Source organism: Arthrobacter sp. 2762 (assembly GCF_040548745.1).
In the GTDB taxonomy this organism is placed as follows: Bacteria; Actinomycetota; Actinomycetes; order Actinomycetales; family Micrococcaceae; genus Arthrobacter.
In genome coordinates this window covers 78,549-95,295 of the sequence record NZ_JBEPSI010000007.1, presented here as the reverse complement: position 1 = coordinate 95,295, position 16,747 = coordinate 78,549, and the positions used below count along the sequence as shown (strand labels likewise).

16 protein-coding genes are annotated in these 16,747 nt (G+C 62.6%); 8 read left to right on the top strand and 8 right to left on the bottom strand.

All coding sequences use genetic code 11. The features are described from left to right. Positions 1–36 precede the first annotated feature (36 nt). Positions 37–711, bottom strand: coding sequence for a LuxR C-terminal-related transcriptional regulator (locus ABIE18_RS14315; protein ID WP_499723411.1), 675 nt, complete (start codon positions 709–711; stop codon positions 37–39). Next, a complete protein-coding gene (locus ABIE18_RS14310) occupies positions 708–2,303 on the bottom strand; it encodes an ATP-binding protein (RefSeq protein ID WP_499723410.1) in 1,596 nt (531 codons plus the stop codon). The genes ABIE18_RS14315 and ABIE18_RS14310 overlap by 4 nt, the downstream gene beginning before the upstream one ends. A gap of 125 nt (positions 2,304–2,428) precedes the next feature. Here ABIE18_RS14310 and ABIE18_RS14305 point away from each other — a divergent pair, with 125 nt between their 5' ends. The 5 genes from ABIE18_RS14305 to ABIE18_RS14285 all read left to right on the top strand — a co-directional run bounded on the left by ABIE18_RS14305 (position 2,429) and on the right by ABIE18_RS14285 (position 6,659). Beyond that, a complete protein-coding gene (locus ABIE18_RS14305; protein WP_499723409.1) occupies positions 2,429–3,943 on the top strand; it encodes a PspC domain-containing protein in 1,515 nt (504 codons plus the stop codon). A 1-nt stretch (position 3,944) separates the two neighbouring features. Next, positions 3,945–4,337 carry a hypothetical protein gene (locus tag ABIE18_RS14300; RefSeq protein ID WP_499723408.1) on the top strand — a complete coding sequence of 131 codons (393 nt, stop codon included), beginning with the start codon at positions 3,945–3,947 and terminating at the stop codon, positions 4,335–4,337. Between the two features lie 73 nt (positions 4,338–4,410). Then, positions 4,411–4,659, top strand: a complete 249-nt coding sequence (locus ABIE18_RS14295) for a PspC domain-containing protein (RefSeq protein WP_499723407.1) — start codon at positions 4,411–4,413, stop codon at positions 4,657–4,659. Between the two features lie 207 nt (positions 4,660–4,866). Then, positions 4,867–5,892, top strand: a complete 1,026-nt coding sequence (locus ABIE18_RS14290; RefSeq protein ID WP_223934019.1) for an ATP-dependent 6-phosphofructokinase — start codon at positions 4,867–4,869, stop codon at positions 5,890–5,892. Positions 5,893–5,909: 17 nt separating this feature from the next. Beyond that, the gene (locus ABIE18_RS14285) at positions 5,910–6,659 is read left to right on the top strand and encodes a GNAT family N-acetyltransferase (protein WP_499723406.1); all 750 of its coding nucleotides are present in this window, start codon (positions 5,910–5,912) and stop codon (positions 6,657–6,659) included. Between the two features lie 105 nt (positions 6,660–6,764). Here the strand turns inward: ABIE18_RS14285 and ABIE18_RS14280 are convergent, their stop codons facing one another. From ABIE18_RS14280 to ABIE18_RS14255, 6 genes are all read right to left on the bottom strand, one after another. After that, positions 6,765–8,279 (bottom strand): DHA2 family efflux MFS transporter permease subunit, encoded by a 1,515-nt coding sequence (locus tag ABIE18_RS14280; RefSeq protein WP_499723405.1) that lies wholly within the window; start codon positions 8,277–8,279, stop codon positions 6,765–6,767. 92 nt (positions 8,280–8,371) lie between these two features. Further along, positions 8,372–8,806 carry an ankyrin repeat domain-containing protein gene (locus ABIE18_RS14275; protein WP_499723404.1) on the bottom strand — a complete coding sequence of 145 codons (435 nt, stop codon included), beginning with the start codon at positions 8,804–8,806 and terminating at the stop codon, positions 8,372–8,374. Continuing rightward, the gene (ygfZ, locus tag ABIE18_RS14270) at positions 8,803–9,888 is read right to left on the bottom strand and encodes a CAF17-like 4Fe-4S cluster assembly/insertion protein YgfZ (protein WP_499723403.1); all 1,086 of its coding nucleotides are present in this window, start codon (positions 9,886–9,888) and stop codon (positions 8,803–8,805) included. The genes ABIE18_RS14275 and ygfZ overlap by 4 nt, the downstream gene beginning before the upstream one ends. A gap of 57 nt (positions 9,889–9,945) precedes the next feature. Further along, positions 9,946–10,668, bottom strand: coding sequence for a flavodoxin family protein (locus ABIE18_RS14265; protein ID WP_499723402.1), 723 nt, complete (start codon positions 10,666–10,668; stop codon positions 9,946–9,948). Between the two features lie 57 nt (positions 10,669–10,725). Beyond that, positions 10,726–11,325: a nitrobindin family protein gene (locus ABIE18_RS14260; protein WP_431115972.1), complete on the bottom strand. Its 600-nt coding sequence runs from the start codon at positions 11,323–11,325 to the stop codon at positions 10,726–10,728. Between the two features lie 167 nt (positions 11,326–11,492). After that, positions 11,493–12,227, bottom strand: a complete 735-nt coding sequence (locus ABIE18_RS14255) for a permease (RefSeq protein WP_499723401.1) — start codon at positions 12,225–12,227, stop codon at positions 11,493–11,495. 262 nt (positions 12,228–12,489) lie between these two features. On the opposite strand from ABIE18_RS14255, the gene ABIE18_RS14250 reads away from it, so the two are divergent. From ABIE18_RS14250 to ABIE18_RS14240, 3 genes are all read left to right on the top strand, one after another. Next, on the top strand, positions 12,490–13,188 hold the full coding sequence (locus ABIE18_RS14250; RefSeq protein ID WP_216925061.1) for a winged helix-turn-helix transcriptional regulator: 699 nt from the start codon (positions 12,490–12,492) through the stop codon (positions 13,186–13,188). Between the two features lie 221 nt (positions 13,189–13,409). Beyond that, positions 13,410–14,390 (top strand): mycothiol synthase, encoded by a 981-nt coding sequence (gene mshD / locus ABIE18_RS14245; RefSeq protein WP_499723400.1) that lies wholly within the window; start codon positions 13,410–13,412, stop codon positions 14,388–14,390. A gap of 104 nt (positions 14,391–14,494) precedes the next feature. Continuing rightward, complete coding sequence (locus ABIE18_RS14240; protein WP_499723399.1) at positions 14,495–16,744, top strand: RNA degradosome polyphosphate kinase; 2,250 nt, start codon at positions 14,495–14,497, stop codon at positions 16,742–16,744. Positions 16,745–16,747: the final 3 nt, after the last annotated feature.

The following is a 16,747-nucleotide window of genomic DNA, read 5'->3' as shown; positions in this document are numbered from 1 at the left end:
AAGGTCCGTCTAAAAGCCGACGGATGTGAGAGAAGGTCAGAGGAGGCGGCGCTCGGCGGCCCACTTGGTGAGTTCGTGGCGGCTGGAGAGCTGCAGTTTCCGGAGCACTGCGGACACGTGCGTCTCCACGGTCTTGATGGAGATGAACAGCTCCTTGGCCACTTCCTTGTAGCTGTATCCGCGAGCGATGAGTCGCATGACTTCCAGCTCACGCGCCGAGAGGCGGTCCAATTCGTCGTCCGCGATATCCGCCGGTGCTGTACCGAAGGCGTCCAGTACGAAGCCAGCCAGCCGGGGTGAGAAGACGGCGTCGCCGTCTGCCACGCGGATCACCGCATCGGATATCCCGGCGCCGGAAATCGTCTTGGTGACGTAGCCACGGGCACCAGCCCGGATCACTGCCACGACGTCCTCGGCTGCGTCCGAAACACTTAGTGCCAGGAAGCTGGTGGTGCCCAGGAGCGAGGCGGACCCCGCGATGACCTCGCGCCCTCCGCCACCAAGGCCACCGGGAAGGTGGACGTCCAGGAGGACAACCTCAGGCCGGGTTTCCGCAATGACAGCGATGGCTTCCTCAACCGTGCCTGCTTCGCCCACGACGTCCATGCGGTGATCGAGATCCGCCTTCAGCCCGGAACGGAAGATCGTGTGGTCATCCACGATCACCACCCGCACACTACGCGGCTCACCGCTTGGGGAAGTGTTGCTCATTGCTGTGGTTCTCCATTCCGTACTTCGCCGCTGCGAATATCTCCACTGCCCATATCTCCACTGCGCACATCTCCGGAGCGCGCATCTCCAATGCGCGTGTCGCCGCCATCGGCGTTTATCGAGGGGAGGGCCAGCCGGACTTCGGTGCCGTCCCGGCTGCTGTTGATGGTTGCCGTGCCTCCGTGACGCTTCATGCGGCCGATGATTGATTCCTTGACGCCCAATCTGTCATCGGGGACGGATTCAAGGTCAAATCCCGGACCGCGGTCCTTGATAAAGACCTCGGTGCTGCCTGCGGTGCTCTCCATGTAGACGGATACTGTTCCCCCGCCGTGCCGGGCCGCGTTGAGCATGGCTTCCCTGGTTGCCTGGACCAGTGCCTCGTGCCTGTCCGTCATATCGGCGTCGCCAACGGTAACCACCTCCACAGCCTGGCCGTGGGCATCCTCGACTTCGGCGGCTACGGCCTTGATCCGCTCGGCCAGCAGGCCGGCATCCTTGGCGGCATCAGTGAAGAGCCAGGACCGAAGTTCACGTTCCTGGGCCCTCGCCAGCCGGACAACGTCCTGCTCCGAGCCGGCCCTCCGCTGGATCAGCGCAAGTGTCTGCAACACCGAATCGTGCAGGTGGGCTGCGATCTCCGCGCGCTCGGTTTCCCGTACACGCCCCGCCCGTTCAGTCTCGAGGTCCTTCCAGAACTTCAGTCCCCACGGCAGCAGGACCAGTGCAACGCCGCCGAGGACAGCAACGGACGCCAGGAGCGCCAGCCAGGTCTGCTCCCAGGACCCCGATCCTGACACCATGACCAGGACGCCAGCCACCACCAACGCAAGGCCAGCAGCCAGGCGGACCCAGCCACCAGCCTGGTCGGCCTTGGTTTTGTCCACCAAACCGGCCCTGCGGGTCTCGTCGAGTTGCATCCATGCGATCGCCGCGCCGCCCAGGATGGCAGCTGCGGGAATCAGCGTTCCCAAGGGCACATCGACGCCGAACTGGCGGGCAATCAGGATCACAGCGACCAGGAGCAGGCCGGCTCCGAGCAGGATCTCCTTGCCGTACTGGATTCGTCGAAAATTGAACCGCGGGATCGGTAACGCGGGGCTTCCGGATTCGGCCCAACCGCCGGCAGGAGCCGCCGTGCTGCCGGAAGTCATCCTGCCAGACCCAGACGGTGGGCTACCAGGCAGTGGGCCACCAAGCAGTGGGCTACCAAACAGTGGACCAAAGGCAGCTGCGCCATTGGGTACCGGCGGGTTTCCACCCACCGCTGGAGAGCCGACCACCGGCGGTGCGGGTCCGGCGTCGGGCGCTTGTGGTACGGACTCAGTGGCAGGCGGAAGGCTGACTGCAGGAGCAATAGGCGACGCCGGCCGGCGGGCATTGCGGCGCGCGCTCTCGTCAGCGGTGGGAACCATGGTCCACAGCCAGGCGTAGAAGGCCAGCCCCGCTCCCCCGGCGAAGCAGGCAAGGATCATGCCCAGCCGAACGTACTTCACGGGCCAGCCCAAATGGTCGGCCAGTCCGCTGCAGACGCCGGCGATCATGCGGTCGCTGCTGCGGACCAGCGGCGGGCGTTGTACAGCGGTTGTCATGTACCAATCCAAACACGGATCAGGGTTGCCCGGACCTGAAACCGGCGTTCTTCGGGGGTCCCTCAGGGATCATTCAGGGTATCCCCCAGTAGAGGGCAGGGTACCCGGGACGGCAGGATCGAAGTATGAACGCGAACAGCACGAACCCAGAGGGATCCGGAACGCCTGGCAATGCCGGCACACCCGATCCCGACGCCAACGCCGACACCTCCGCAGGTGCCCCGGGGGAACCGTCCCCCCAGGCCTATGCGTCCTCCGAGACCGGTCCCGCCGCACCCGATATTGCACCTCAGCAGAACTTCTTCGACTGGATCCGCAGCCAGGGCGTCCGCCGTGGGCCGGACCGCTGGATCGGTGGCGTCTCCAGCGGAGTGGCGCACCGGTTCGGCATCGACCCCTTGATTGTCCGGGGGATCTTCATCGTCCTGGCACTCTTTGCCGGCATCGGCGTCCTCCTCTACGGTCTGGCGTGGGCTTTGCTGCCTGAACCTGACGGCCGCATCCACGTTCAGGAAGCAGCCGCCGGGCGTTGGTCCGGTGGCATGACAGGTGCGTTGATCACCACGATCATCGGCCTGCCTGGCTTGGGCCGCGGGTTCTGGGGCTGGGGCTGGAACGGCCTTCCCGGCCTGTTGTGGACGCTCTTCTGGGTGGGCGGCGTCATCTACCTCATCTACTACCTGGTGCAACGCAACAAAGGGCCGAAGGTCGCCCGGCCCATGAACCAGCAAAACTTTGCGGGCGCTTCTTACGGAACGGCCACTGCTTACGGAGCCCCTACGGCCTACGGAACGCCAACAGCAACGGGGACAAACACTGCCACCGGCACAAACAGCGGTGTTCCGGTGTACGGCCAAGGCCAGCCTGGCACCAAACCGCAGGGTCATGGGGCCGGCCCCTACGAGCCGTCAAGCCCGCGACCGCCCTTCGGGCCCACTCCTCCCCAGGGCGGCCAGCCTTTTGGCGGCCAGCCGGGCAATGGTGAGCCCAAGCCGCCCCGCGCCAGGCGCAGGGGCCCCGGGCCAGCGATAGTTGCGGTCACCGCGGGTGTGGCACTGCTGGTTGGGGGCACCTTGAAAGCGTTGGACGCAGGCAACATCATCGAGCTCGGCCATGGAGCCAACGCGGTGGTGTGGGCCGCGGGCGCAGCCGTTCTGGGCTTGGGCATCCTCATATCGGGATTGCGTGGACGGACCTCCGGTTTCCTCGGTTTCCTGGCGGTGGTGGCCTTGATCATCGGCGGAATCTTCAACGTTGTCCCAAGGAATGGCGATCGGTTCACCTTCCATGACGTGAACTGGGCACCACTGAGCATCGAGCAAGCCCGGCAGGGGGTCGACGTCACTGGCGGCAAGGGAACAGTGAACCTGGACGACCTGGCCCTGACGCCTCCGCTGACCACCGAAATCGTGGTCCCCGTGGACGCCACCTTCAGTAACGTCACCGTCATCATCCCGAACGACGTGCCCGTTGAGGTCAGGGCGGATATGACTTTCGGCAACCTCAACGAACACGGCTCGGACCGCGGCGGCCGCCTTCAGGACGAGCGGACGGTCTACAACGCCGAAAAGCCCGGAGCCAACCTCGTGGTGGAGATCGAAGGCACTTTCAGCAACGTCACCATCCAGGAAGGAAACTGACATGAGCACGAACGAGCCAAGCAACGCACGCGAAGCAGCGAAAAACAGCAGTGATGCCGGAAATCCCGTGGACACCACTCCGCTGACCAAGGAGCCGGCACCCTCACCGCAGCTCCAGCCGATACCGCTCACGCCACCGCTTGAGCCCAGCTATCGCGCGGAACGGACCATCGACGACGACGAACCGCAGCAGGCGCGGATCGGCACCGTGGTGTGGGGATTGATTGTGATTGCCCTGGCCGCCTTGTTGGTCATCTCCACCCTTGGTTGGGTGGTGCTGGACGGCACGTACGTGCTGATCGGCCTCATGATAGGTGCAGGCGCGGCCTTGGTCATCGGAGGACTCCTCGCCGCCCGCAAGAGTGCTGGTAAACCAAAGAGCCCTGCCAAGTAACTCCCTGCACCAATTACACCAATGAGGCAGGTACCAACGTGACAAAGCAACCACAACAAGGAAGTCTGTAGCCATGGACAAGTTCTTCAGCATCGTCAGGGGCTTCGGCCTGAAGCGTGGACCCCAGCGCTGGTTAGGTGGCGTCTGCGGTGGGATCGCTGCGAAGCTCAGGGTGGACGTGGCTTATGTTCGCGTCGCTTTCCTGCTCTTCTGCCTCTTGCCCGGGCCGGCCGTCGTGTTCTATATCCTCGCTTGGCTCATCCTGCCGGACCAGAAGAACAGGATCGCGCTGGAGTCGTTCATCAGCCAGCGTTCCCGTTAGGTCACCGACGATCAACAACTTCGACGTCAGCGACACAAAGCGCCCCGCCGCTGCGGGGCGCTTTCGTTGTTTTCAGAGAGATTTCCAATACCGCACGGCCGGGGTCGAAAGTAACCATTTGTGTCCCACCCCACATCCACGTCTACAATCGTTGGGAGCTCAGCGTGGCGCTCTACACGTATTCCTCCAAGCCATGAGTGAGCAAACATGAAAATTGGCATTCTTACCAGCGGTGGCGACTGCCCCGGACTCAACGCAGTAATCCGGGGAGCGGTCCTGAAGGGGATCGCAATCCACGGCCAGGAGTTCGTGGGTTTCAAGGACGGCTGGCGCGGCGTTGTGGAAGGTGATGTCATCGACATCCCCCGCACCTTGGTCCGCGGTATCGCCAAGCAGGGCGGCACTATCCTGGGCACCTCACGTACCAACCCGTTTGAAAATGGTGGTGGCCCGGACGTCATCAAGGCCCACATGGAACGCCTCGGCATTGACGCCATCATCGCCATTGGTGGCGAAGGCACGCTGGCGGCGGCAAAACGGCTCACCGATGCCGGACTGAAAATTGTTGGTGTTCCCAAGACCGTGGACAACGACCTCGACGCAACGGACTACACCTTCGGCTTCGATACAGCGGTTGAAATCGCCACCGAAGCAATCGACCGCCTCCGCACCACAGGTGAATCCCACCACCGCTGCATGATCGCCGAGGTCATGGGCCGCCACGTAGGCTGGATCGCCCTGCACGCCGGAATGGCCGCTGGTGCACACGCCATCCTCATCCCGGAACAGACGGTCAGCATCGAGCAGATCACCGAATGGGTCCAGGAAGCCCACGACCGCGGCCGCGCGCCCTTGGTGGTGGTAGCTGAGGGCTTCGTTCCGGACCACATGGAGTCTCCCCACTCCGAACGCGGACTGGACACTTTTGGCCGACCCCGCCTGGGTGGCATCGCAGACCAGCTCGCGCCGGAAATCGAAGCACGCACAGGCATCGAGACCCGCGCCACCATTCTTGGCCACATCCAGCGTGGCGGCGTACCAACCGCCTACGACCGCGTCCTGGCCACCCGGCTGGGCATGGCAGCCATCGATTCGGTGGTGGAGGGCCGTTGGGGCACCATGGTGGCGCTGAAGGGGACGGACATCTCCCACGTTGGTTTTGAAGAAGCACTGGGTAAGCTCAAGACCGTTCCCCAGCACCGCTACGACGAAGCGTCTGTGCTTTTCGGCTAGTCGGCTACGCTGAATCCATGACTCTTGAGCCCACGTCCGCTGCCATTATCCAGCTGGCGTGGGCTCGCCATTTGGGGTTCGACGACGACGCTTTCGCCGCCGCTGCTGCCCGGGTCACCACTTCAGCTGTGGACCCAAGCGACCCCTCAAACCGCCTCGCCCGCCTCGATGAATCGGCGCGGGCGGTTGTTTTCCTGCGCCTTTTCGGTGTCTCAGCGCTGGTGGGACCCCAATGGGTTCTCGACGCAGCCGCTGGAATTCCAGATGCCGAACTTGCCCAGCATGTCACGCTGTTGACCCTTACGCGGTCGCACGGTGGACATGGCCTTGGGTCCTCAGCCTTGTTCTTTGCCGACGACCTCCCGCTCAATCAACCCTCCGAAGACCTCACGGTCTCGCGAGGCAACCCAGAAGCGATCACGCTGGAAGGGCTGTGCCCTCCGGATGACGTCAACGAAGTGGGCCTGCAAGCCCTCGAGCACCGCTTCACCATCATGCATCCCGAAGAACAGCAGCCCACTCCCGTGGCGTGCGGCGCCTACTCCGAGTGGGAGGGGATCCTGGCAAACATGGGCGTTCTGGTAGCACCGCCTTGGCGTCGGCGGGGTCTGGGGACTCTCGCTGCATCGATTGCTGCCCACGAGGCCCTGGCCGCTGGGCTGACGCTCCAGTGGAAGGCAGATGTCAGCAACAGCAGCGCGCTGGCGATGGCGCGTAGCTTGGGATTCGCCACTGGCGGACTCCATGCGAGCGTGCTGCTCGGCTGACAAGAACCGAACCGGCCCAGCTTTGGTCTTGGCTGGCACTGGTCCTGCCCCTATGTCCGGGGCAGGACCAGCCAAAAGTGGGCTGGTCCCCGCCGTTTGCTGCCGCTACTTCCGGGCGGTTTCCTGTGGAGCCTCTTTTGCAGCAGCACCGCCCCAGCCGTCAACTGACTTCGGCTTGGCAAAGAACACAGCCACCACTGCCCCGACGAGAATCGCACAGGCGGGCAGCACGATCGACTGGCTCATCGCCGTCGAGAATCCTGCATGCAGGGCCTCGGGCAGGGCACCGTTCATGGATGCTTCGTTCGCCGGAGCTCCCGCTGGCGCCGCGGGCAACTCGGCCGCAAGCCGGGCCTGGATCAGGGCGGCAATGGCCGCCGATCCAAGGACTGCCCCAATCTGGCGGGTGGTGTTGAACACGCCCGAACCGGCGCCGGCTTGGCGTGGCTCAAGGTTGCGCGTTGTCGCATTGGATACCGGCCCCCAAATGAAGCCATTGGCAACACCCTGCAGGGCACTGGGAAGCAGGAACATCCAAATGGGAGTATCCGGCCGCAGAAGTGAAGCTGTCCAGAAGAGCGCTCCTGCGAGGCAAACCAGGCCAAAGGATGCGAACCAACGCGGGTTGGCACGGTCGATCAGCTTACCCACCACCGGCGCCAGGCCGCCGGAGATCACTGCCATGGGAATCATGAGCAACGCTGATTGGGTAGGGGTCAAACCCCGCACAACCTGGTAGTAGAAGATGGTGGGCAGCGGGAACGCCGTCACGGTGAAGCCGACCACCATGATGGTGGTGTTGCCCAGCGAGAAATTGCGGTCCTTGAACAAAGCGAGCGGCAGCAGCGGTTCCCCGCCGCGCCGGCCCAGTAGCCACTGCCAGAGAACAAAGAGAACCAGGACCACGAGCCCTGCGATGATCAAGCCCCACACGGTAACGGCACCGGTGACCGTTCCCCACTTGTAGGTTTGGCCTTCCTGGAGGCCGAAGACCAAAAGAAACATGCCGACGGCGGAGAGCACCACGCCCGCGACGTCGAATGAATGGCTGTGCGTAGTCAGCTTCGGGACGAAACGCGTGACCATGACGAAGGCGACAATTCCAATCGGGACGTTGACGAAGAAGATCCACTCCCATCCCAGTCCGTCCACCAGGACCCCGCCCAGAATGGGACCCACGAGAACAGCCATGCCGGCCGTCGCTCCCCAAAGTCCCATGGCGGCACCCCGGCGGTCCGGAGGAAAAATACGCGTGATGACAGCCATGGTCTGGGGCGTCATCATGGCCGCGCCGAGTCCTTGGACCGCGCGGGCGGCGATCAGCATGGTGATATCGCCGGACAGGCCGCACCACAGCGAAGCCAGGGTGAAGACCACCAGGCCGATCAAGTACAGATTCTTCGGCCCGAAACGGTCACCCAACCTGCCGGTGATGAGAAGGGGTACTGCATACGCCAGGAGATAGGCGCTGGTAACCCAGATGACGGCGTTGATATCCGTGTTGAGGCCCTCCATGATCCGCGGATTCGCGACCGACACGATGGTGGTGTCGATAAGGATCATGAAGAAGCCTATGACCAGTGACCACAGCGCGGGCCACGGCTTAGCTACGTTCTCCAAGGGGTTCCTTCGGCTGATATGAAAGTTCTCTGATTCCGCACTCAGCAGTGCGGTTGTCGTAGCTGCCGGGCTTTCCTGGAACCCCTCGCGCCTTAGCCGAGAAGGGCCAATATTTCGGCCCTGGCAAACATCTTGGCCGCTTCGCGCGCGGTGGGAGTTCCGGCGTCGGGGTCTGCTCCTGCGTCCAGCAGCGCCCGGGCGACGCCCGTGTATCCCTTGAACACCGCCCCGGCAAGGGGCGTCTGACCACGGTCATTGGGGGTATTCACGTCCGCGCCGTGGTGCAGAATCAACTGCACGGTTTCCTCGTGCCCGTGGTAGGCAGCAAGCATCAGCAGGGAATCACCGGAAGCGTTGGTGAGCGTGGCCGGGGCACCGGCGTTCAGGTAGCTCCGAAGCATCTCGGTGTTGCCTTCGCGGGCGGCATCGAAGAGCGCATGGGCCAAGGCAACTGCTTCGTCGTCGGCGCCCGTATCGGTGCTGGAAGACGCGGCTTCGGATCCGGTGCTGTGACTCGATTGGCTCATCGGTGGGGTCCCTTCAGGAATCCTGTTTGGCGCCCGACGACCTGGCCGGCGTCGGGGGCGACGATCACTTCCTGGGCTGCGATATAAGGCTCCTCGCCGTCCATGACTGTCAAGGTTTCATCCGCCGGAACGGAGCGCTTGATGACAGCCAAAGCCACAGGGCCCATCTCGAAGTGCTGCGCCACAGATGTCAGAGTACCCACCTTGCGCTCTCCCGCAAATACAACACTGCCAACCGCCGGAAGCGTGTGTTGCGAGCCGTCCAGCTGCAGGAAGACGAGGCGCCGCGGAGGATGGCCGAGATTGTGAACGCGTGCGATGGTCTCCTGGCCCTTGTAGCAGCCCTTGCTCAGGTGAACGGAAGTACGAATAAGGTCCAGCTCATGCGGAATGGTCCTGTCATCGGTCTCCGCACCGAGACGTGGCCGCCACGCGGCAATCCGCAGGGCGTCGGCCGCCATGGCACCAGCCAGGGGCAAGCCTGCGACCACGGATTCCAAGTCTGCCGCCGGGACGAGGTATTCGAACCATGGGCGTTCGAGCCCAGGGTGCGACTCCTCCGGGACAGTGCTGTAGGAATAGCCGCCAGGGCCTACATGCGGCCACGGATCTTCCCAAACCAAGTAACCGCCGAGCTTCTCCACAGGCCTCGTGGAACCAAGGGGAGCCCACTCCCCGGAGACATCCGTGATCTCCACGCGCAGCATGAACTTCATCTTGTTCAACCACTCGGCCAACGGCGCCGCTTCTGCGGCCTCGACGATCAGCCAGGTGGTTTCACCGTCGTCAATAACCCGCGCATCGAACTCGATGCGGCCCTGGACACTGAGCAGCAACAGTTCGCTGCCAACCCGCGGCTGGAGATTGGTCACCTGCTGGGAAGAAAGCGTGTTGAGCCAGCTGAGGCGGTCCGGTCCGGACACCGTCACCACGCCCCGGTGCGAAAGATCAACGACGGCGGTTCCGGTTGCCAGGGCGCGTTGCTCCCGCAGCGGCTCGCCGTAGTGGGCCGCGACGCCGGCATCCAGGCCAGTGTCTTCGACAGCGCCAGGGCGCGACAACAGGGGGCTCTTGTAAGTCATATGTAGTAGAAGTCCTTGCGGCTCAGTGGTATTCCGGAACTCAGAGGTATTCCGGAATCAGCGGTATTCCGGGTTCTCGAAATCGAATCGTGTACCGGCTTTCCATTCCTGCGGAAGGTTGCCATAGGCAGGGATGCCACCTGCATCCCTGAGGAGGCGGGCCATGTGCATCAGGTTCCAGGACATGAACGTGGTGTTCCTGTTAGTAAAATCACTCTCCGGACCCCCAGACCCTTCGTCAAGGTAGCTGGGCCCTGGGCCGACGGGGCCGATCCACCCGGCGTCAGCCTGCGGAGGGATAGTGAAGCCTATGTGTTGGAGGCTGTACAGCACGTTCATGGAACAGTGCTTGATGCCGTCTTCATTGCCGGTGATGAGGCATCCACCCACTTTCGGGTAGAACGCCCACTGGCCCTTGTCAGTCAATTCGCCGGAATGTGCGTACAGACGCTCAATGAGCTTCTTCGTCTGGGAAGAGTTATCGCCCAGCCAGATGGGACCTGCCACCACCACGATGTCGGCCTCAGCGACCAGCGGATAGATCTCCGGCCATTCATCGCTTTTCCAGCCGTGCTCCCGCATGTCCGGATAGACGCCGCTGGCGATATCGTGGTCCACAGTCCGGATGAGGCGGGTAGTGACGCCCTGCTTTTCCATGATGTCACGGCTGATGCGGATCAACCCATCGGTGTTGCTGCGCTGCGGCGAAGGTTTCAAGGTGCCGTTGAAGAACACCGCCTTGAGTCCCTCGTAGCCTCCCGGCTTGGGGTGGTTATTCACTAGCTGCTCCTTTTGCTGGTTGCGTGTGGAACGTTCAGTGAGACCTCGTGCCGGGCGTCAGGAAACCCTGTGAAGGAACGCCGAGGCGTGTGGTTCCAATGCCTTGCCGTTGGCGGCAACATCCCAGCGCCAGAGGAGATTACCATCCACCAGGCCAAAGATCCGTGTTGCGGCGGTGTACTCCTTGGAGTGGCTCCCGCGCATCACCATATCCGTGGTGAGCTGGATCTGCGGCCCCTTGATCTGGCCGTAGTAGAGCTCGGTAATTCCCCCGGGGTGGGCAATTGACACGGAGATATCGAAGCCGCCTTCTTTGTTGCGGCGTTCTTCAACCTCATCGGCGGTCTTGAGCACAGGAACGATGTCCGCCGGGATAAGCCCCGGACCACCGTCGCCTTCCTGGAGCTTGCGCTCCAAGGCCCAGAACCCGGTTTCAACGGTCAACGGGCGCAACTTTGCGCCGTCGTCGTCGCTGATCCAGGTCTCGGCCCTGTACTGCAGGTACGGCAAACCGTTATGGGTGAAGGAAACGTGCTGGACGAAATGCTCCGAATCCTCATCACCACTGCCAAGCCGGCCGCGGCCTTCCCACTCACCAATGAGCCAGGAAAGCGGGACGAGTTCAGGCGTCAGGTCTGTTGGAATCTCAATAGGCACAACGACTACCTCTTTTGGACTGCAGGATCAGAAGGCTTTACTTCTGGCCCTTGAAAAGGCGGTAAACAACGAAACCCGCAAACCACGCCATGGCAATGCTTGCCAGGCCAAGGAGAACGAGGAAGAAGATTTCAAATGCGAGTACAGACATGATGCAATCCTAACCGTTAGTAGATGAGTAGTTTGTCTATGAAGTAGGCCAAGGCTCCAACAGCCCAAACCGGTGCCACACCCATTCCCACTGCGGCGGGAATATTGAGCCGCCCGCGCCTGAGAGTGGTCATGCGCCGGAAGCAAACGAGGACCGACCCGACCACGACGCCCACCAAGGCAGCAGGCAGGACGGCGATATCGGAAAAAACAAGTCCGGCCAAAGGGCCCATGAGGCCGGCCATGACGATGCCAAGGGGAGCCACAATCCGGTCCGGCCATCGAATGACGCCTACCAGGAGTGCCACCGCCGCACTCAGCCCGGCAACCAGGACCATCTCCTTGACGCCATTGAACCGGGCGCCGGCAATCCAGCCTGCACCGAGGCAATTCAACAGGACGCCGGCACAACAGCCGAGCGTGGATTCCAGGCGCTGTGCTTGTCCAGTTCCCCGCACGAGCTGGATGATGAACACCGCCATGACCCCCAAGGCAATGAAGGCGGGCGTACCATCCAGGAATCCAGGAGCCGGCATGTAAGCTGCCGTCACTGCCGACCCTGCACCGGCCAAGGCAATGACGGAGGCCAGGGTTTTCTTGGCCGGGACTGCAAGGAAATGCGGCCAACCAAGCCCCAGAGCCGCGGACGCCACAATGCCAACGCCCACCATGGCTTCCCGGGAAACGAAGGTGCTGGCCACGATGGCTGCGAGCGCCACGAGTCCGAATACCCCGATGCTCCAAGACTTCACTGTGTGCCCGACCTCAATTCGATGCGCCTTACGACCTCCCGACAATCCTGCCTTATGGCGGGCGAATATGTCGTAATTCCGGGGGCAGCCCGTCACGAATCCCTGACTGGCGGGGCTCGGGTGGGTATACTCGGACTTCAACGGCGCACACTGTTTGCCTTGATCCCGTTACAACGGGCAAAGGCTTGCCAGCTGCCGTGACCGGCCGGTGAAACTCCGGTTTCGACGCCCGATGATGCGCGTACAGCCCATTGGAGGAACTATGTCGCACATCCTGCTCCTGACGAACAGCACCGGCTCTTCGGTGGACATTCTGCCTGCCCTTGAGCTGCTCAACCACCGTGTCCACATCCTCCCGGCAGAACCGACCGCGCTGCTCGAAACCGATCCCACGGACATCGTCTTCCTGGATGCCCGCAAGGACTTGGTGGGGGCACGCTCTCTGACGCAACTGCTGAAGGCCACCGGACTCAGCGCCCCGCTCATGCTGATTCTTACCGAGGGCGGCATGGCAGCCGTTTCCTCTGCATGGTCAGTGGATGACATCGTGCTGGACTCTGCCGGCCCTGCTGAGGTCGAAGCCAGAATCCGTCTGGCCATGGCCAGGGCTGTACCAGGCGAAGAGGAGACGCAGACGGAGATCCGCGCTGCCGGCGTCGTGATCGATGAAGCGAGCTACACCGCCCGGGTCAGCGGCCAACCCCTGAACCTGACGTTCAAGGAATTCGAGCTCCTCAAGTACCTCGCTCAGCACCCCGGACGCGTGTTTACCCGCCAGCAGCTGCTGACCGAAGTCTGGGGCTACGACTACTACGGTGGCACCCGAACTGTAGACGTGCACATCCGGCGCCTCCGCGCCAAGCTCGGTGTTGACCACGAGAATCTCATCAGCACGGTCCGCAACGTCGGGTATCGCCTGACGTTGGTCAGGCTCCCGGATGACGAACTCTCGGAAGCGTAAACCGCCCGTCGACTGTACAGACGAAAAGAAGAGGCCAGGATTCACGTGAATCCTGGCCTCTTCCACTTTCCGTGGAGGACATACGGGTCGAACGTATCGAGGCCACCCCACTGGTGGATCCCCCCTGTGTTGACTACAAAGCCGAACGAGATAACGAGCCTACAGCCGTTTCAGGGGGACTTCAAATTACAGTGCTTGCCCCGGACGTATAGCCTTGCATCATGAGTCACGCGCACCCCGAGAACTGGCCAGTACTGCTCGTCACCGGCGCCCTCGATCCCGAACTCCTCAAGGACTTCAGGACCCTCGCAGCGGCCGCAGAGGAATCCGACGGCAACCCTCCCCTGTCCGAACAGACACTGGTCATGTTGCGTGGCGTCGATGCCGGCGACCACTCTGTCCTGTCGCTTGCCCTTTATGCCCCTGATGAGGACTCAGATCCGGCGACTGGAGAAGATCTGGCGGGAATCGCCGTCGTCGTTGAAGCGCCCGGCCCATCAGGAACAACGGGTGTCCTCGAACTGGCTGTCCACCCCACCTATCGAAACCAAGGCGTAGCGGGCCGCCTGCTGGAGGCGCTGGAAGGCAAACGCGGTTTTGACGGCCTGAGCGCCTGGTCCCATGGCAATCACGAGGCCGCGGCGGAGCTGGCCACCCGTTTTGGCTACGGTCCCGTGCGGGAACTATGGAAAATGCGGCTGATGACCTCCACATCCGCACTCCCCGACGTCGGCCTTCCGGACGGGATCTCACTGCGGGCCTTCGTGCCGGGACAGGACGAGGATGCCTGGCTGGCGGCCAACCGCGCGGCCTTCTCGCATCATCCCGAGCAGGGTTCGATGACCCGGGCCGATCTTGAGGCCCGCAAGGCCGAAGATTGGTTTGATCCCGCCGGCTTCCTCCTGGCCGTCAATGATGCAGGTGAACTGCTGGGGTTCCACTGGACCAAGGTTCACCCACGGCAGGGACCCCATCCCGCGATCGGCGAGGTTTACGTGGTGGGGGTCACGCCCGAAGCGCAGGGCCTGGGCTTGGGCAAGGCGCTCACCGTGGCCGGAATCAGGTATCTGCAGGACAAGGACCTGCACGCCGTCATGCTTTACGTCGACGCCGACAACCGGGCTGCCGTATCCCTATACCAGAAGCTTGGCTTTATCCGCTGGGACACCGATGTGATGTATGGACCTTTAACCAAGAATTAACCTCAGCATCCCGCTGCAAGGAAAGCCCGGGACTTCTTGGATTCGGGCACTGGAATTGCTTGTAATGTGGGAGGAAACCCAGTCCTGAGCTTAGGAGAACCCCCATGCAGCCGGACCCCGTCGGCACCGCCGGATCCACTTCGAAGGGCGCCACACTGCCCCCACGCTTCGGATCATCGGAAGTGCCGGCTTCACGAGCCACCCAGGACCGCATTGATATCCCGGAATTCGCGCCGAGCCTGGAACCTGAAGGCGACATCTCGCCCGACCGTTTCCTGGACCGTGAGCTCAGCTGGCTGGCGTTCAACTCCCGGGTTTTGGAGCTCGCAGAGGATCCGGATCTTTTCCTCCTGGAACGCGTGAATTTCCTGTCGATCTTTGCCTCCAACCTCGACGAGTTCTTCATGGTCCGCGTTGCCGGTTTGAAGCGGCGCATCGCCACCGGTCTTGCTGTTCCCTCCCCTGCAGGTTTGAGCCCCATCGAGGTGCTGGAGCAGATCGGCGAGGAGGCGCACAAGCTTCAGGAACGCCACGCACGTGTCTTCGCCGAACAGATCCGTCCTGCCCTGGCCTACGAGCACATCCACATCATGCACTGGAATGAATTGGATGAAGATGCCCGTCACCGGATCAGCATTATGTTCCAGGAGAAGGTCTTCCCGATCCTGACGCCGCTGGCCGTGGATCCCGCGCACCCCTTCCCCTACATTTCAGGCCTCTCACTGAATCTTGCGGTGATTGTCAGCAACCCCATCAGCGACAAGGAACTCTTTGCCCGCGTGAAGGTTCCGGACCAGCTGCCCCGCCTGATCTCCGTGGACGGCCCTCGTGCAGGTGCCATTCCTGGCCGTGTTGCCCGCTTCATTGCGTTGGAAGAAGTCATCGCAGTCCACCTGGACAAGCTCTTCCCCGGCATGGAAGTCCTTGAGCATCACACCTTCCGCGTCACCCGCAACGAGGACCTCGAGGTAGAAGAAGACGACGCCGAGAACCTCCTGCAGGCCTTGGAGAAGGAACTCCTTCGCCGCCGCTTCGGTCCTCCTGTGCGCCTGGAAGTCACCACGGACATCAACCCGAACATCAAGGCCCTGCTTATCCGGGAACTCGGCGTTGAAGAGTCCGAGGTTTACTCCGTACCCGCGCCTCTGGACCTCCGTGGACTCTCTGCGATCAGCGCCATTGACCGCCCCGACCTCCACTACCCCAAGCATGTTCCGCACACGTCCCGGTATCTCAACGAATCCGAAACGTCCAAGGCGGCCAACGTGTTTGCCGCCATGCGCCGCCGGGACATCCTGCTCCACCACCCGTACGACTCGTTCTCCACCTCGGTTCAGGCATTCCTGGAACAGGCTGCGGCGGACCCCAAGGTCCAGGCCATCAAACAGACCCTGTACAGGACGTCCGGTGACTCCCCGATCGTTGACGCCTTGATCGATGCGGCAGAGGCGGGCAAGCAGGTCCTTGCCCTGGTGGAGATCAAGGCCCGCTTTGACGAGCAGGCAAACATCTCCTGGGCCCGGAAGCTGGAACAGGCGGGCGTGCACGTTGTGTACGGCATCGTTGGCCTGAAGACCCACTGCAAGTTGTCCCTGGTGGTGCGGCAGGAAGTGGACGGCCTGCGCCGCTATTGCCACATCGGTACCGGCAACTACCACCCACGGACCGCCCGCTACTATGAGGACCTCGGCTTGCTCACCGCCAACGAGCAAGTGGGCGAAGACCTCTCCAAGCTGTTCAACCAGCTCTCCGGATACGCCCCGAAGTCCACGTTCAAGCGGCTGCTCGTGGCGCCGCGTTCGGTGCGTGCAGGCCTGATCGAAAGGATTGAAGCGGAGATCCGCAACGCCCGCGCCGGCGTTCCTGCCCGTGTCCAGATCAAGGTCAATTCCATGGTGGACGAAGCCATCATCGATGCCCTCTACCGCGCCTCACAGGCCGGCGTGAGGGTGGACGTGGTGGTCCGTGGCATCTGCTCCCTCCGGCCCGGCGTACCGGGCCTGAGCGAAAACATCACGGTCCGGTCCATCCTCGGCCGGTTCCTGGAACACTCCCGGGTCTTTGCTTTTGCCAACGGTGGGGATCCCGTGGTGTACATCGGATCCGCGGACATGATGCACCGCAACCTGGACCGGCGTGTTGAGGCACTCGTCCAGTTGGCCAGCAAGGAAGACACAGCTACGGTCGTGGACCTCATGAACCGTTACGTGGACGACGGAACTGCGAGTTGGCATCTGGACAACCAAGGTCATTGGACCAGGCACCACCTTGACGAGGACGGAAAGCCCCTGCTGGACATGCAGTCCTGGCTTCTTGCATCCCGGTCACGCCAGCGTGCAGCGGCCCGGCGGTAAGGG

Coding starts and splice junctions, on each gene's coding strand:
- ABIE18_RS14315 (WP_499723411.1), bottom strand. CDS start 711: ATGAGCAACACTTCCCCAAGCGGTGAGCCGCGTAGTGTGCGGGTGGTG.
- ABIE18_RS14310 (WP_499723410.1), bottom strand. CDS start 2,303: ATGACAACCGCTGTACAACGCCCGCCGCTGGTCCGCAGCAGCGACCGC.
- ABIE18_RS14305 (WP_499723409.1), top strand. CDS start 2,429: ATGAACGCGAACAGCACGAACCCAGAGGGATCCGGAACGCCTGGCAAT.
- ABIE18_RS14300 (WP_499723408.1), top strand. CDS start 3,945: ATGAGCACGAACGAGCCAAGCAACGCACGCGAAGCAGCGAAAAACAGC.
- ABIE18_RS14295 (WP_499723407.1), top strand. CDS start 4,411: ATGGACAAGTTCTTCAGCATCGTCAGGGGCTTCGGCCTGAAGCGTGGA.
- ABIE18_RS14290 (WP_223934019.1), top strand. CDS start 4,867: ATGAAAATTGGCATTCTTACCAGCGGTGGCGACTGCCCCGGACTCAAC.
- ABIE18_RS14285 (WP_499723406.1), top strand. CDS start 5,910: ATGACTCTTGAGCCCACGTCCGCTGCCATTATCCAGCTGGCGTGGGCT.
- ABIE18_RS14275 (WP_499723404.1), bottom strand. CDS start 8,806: ATGAGCCAATCGAGTCACAGCACCGGATCCGAAGCCGCGTCTTCCAGC.
- ygfZ (WP_499723403.1), bottom strand. CDS start 9,888: ATGACTTACAAGAGCCCCCTGTTGTCGCGCCCTGGCGCTGTCGAAGAC.
- ABIE18_RS14250 (WP_216925061.1), top strand. CDS start 12,490: ATGTCGCACATCCTGCTCCTGACGAACAGCACCGGCTCTTCGGTGGAC.
- mshD (WP_499723400.1), top strand. CDS start 13,410: ATGAGTCACGCGCACCCCGAGAACTGGCCAGTACTGCTCGTCACCGGC.
- ABIE18_RS14240 (WP_499723399.1), top strand. CDS start 14,495: ATGCAGCCGGACCCCGTCGGCACCGCCGGATCCACTTCGAAGGGCGCC.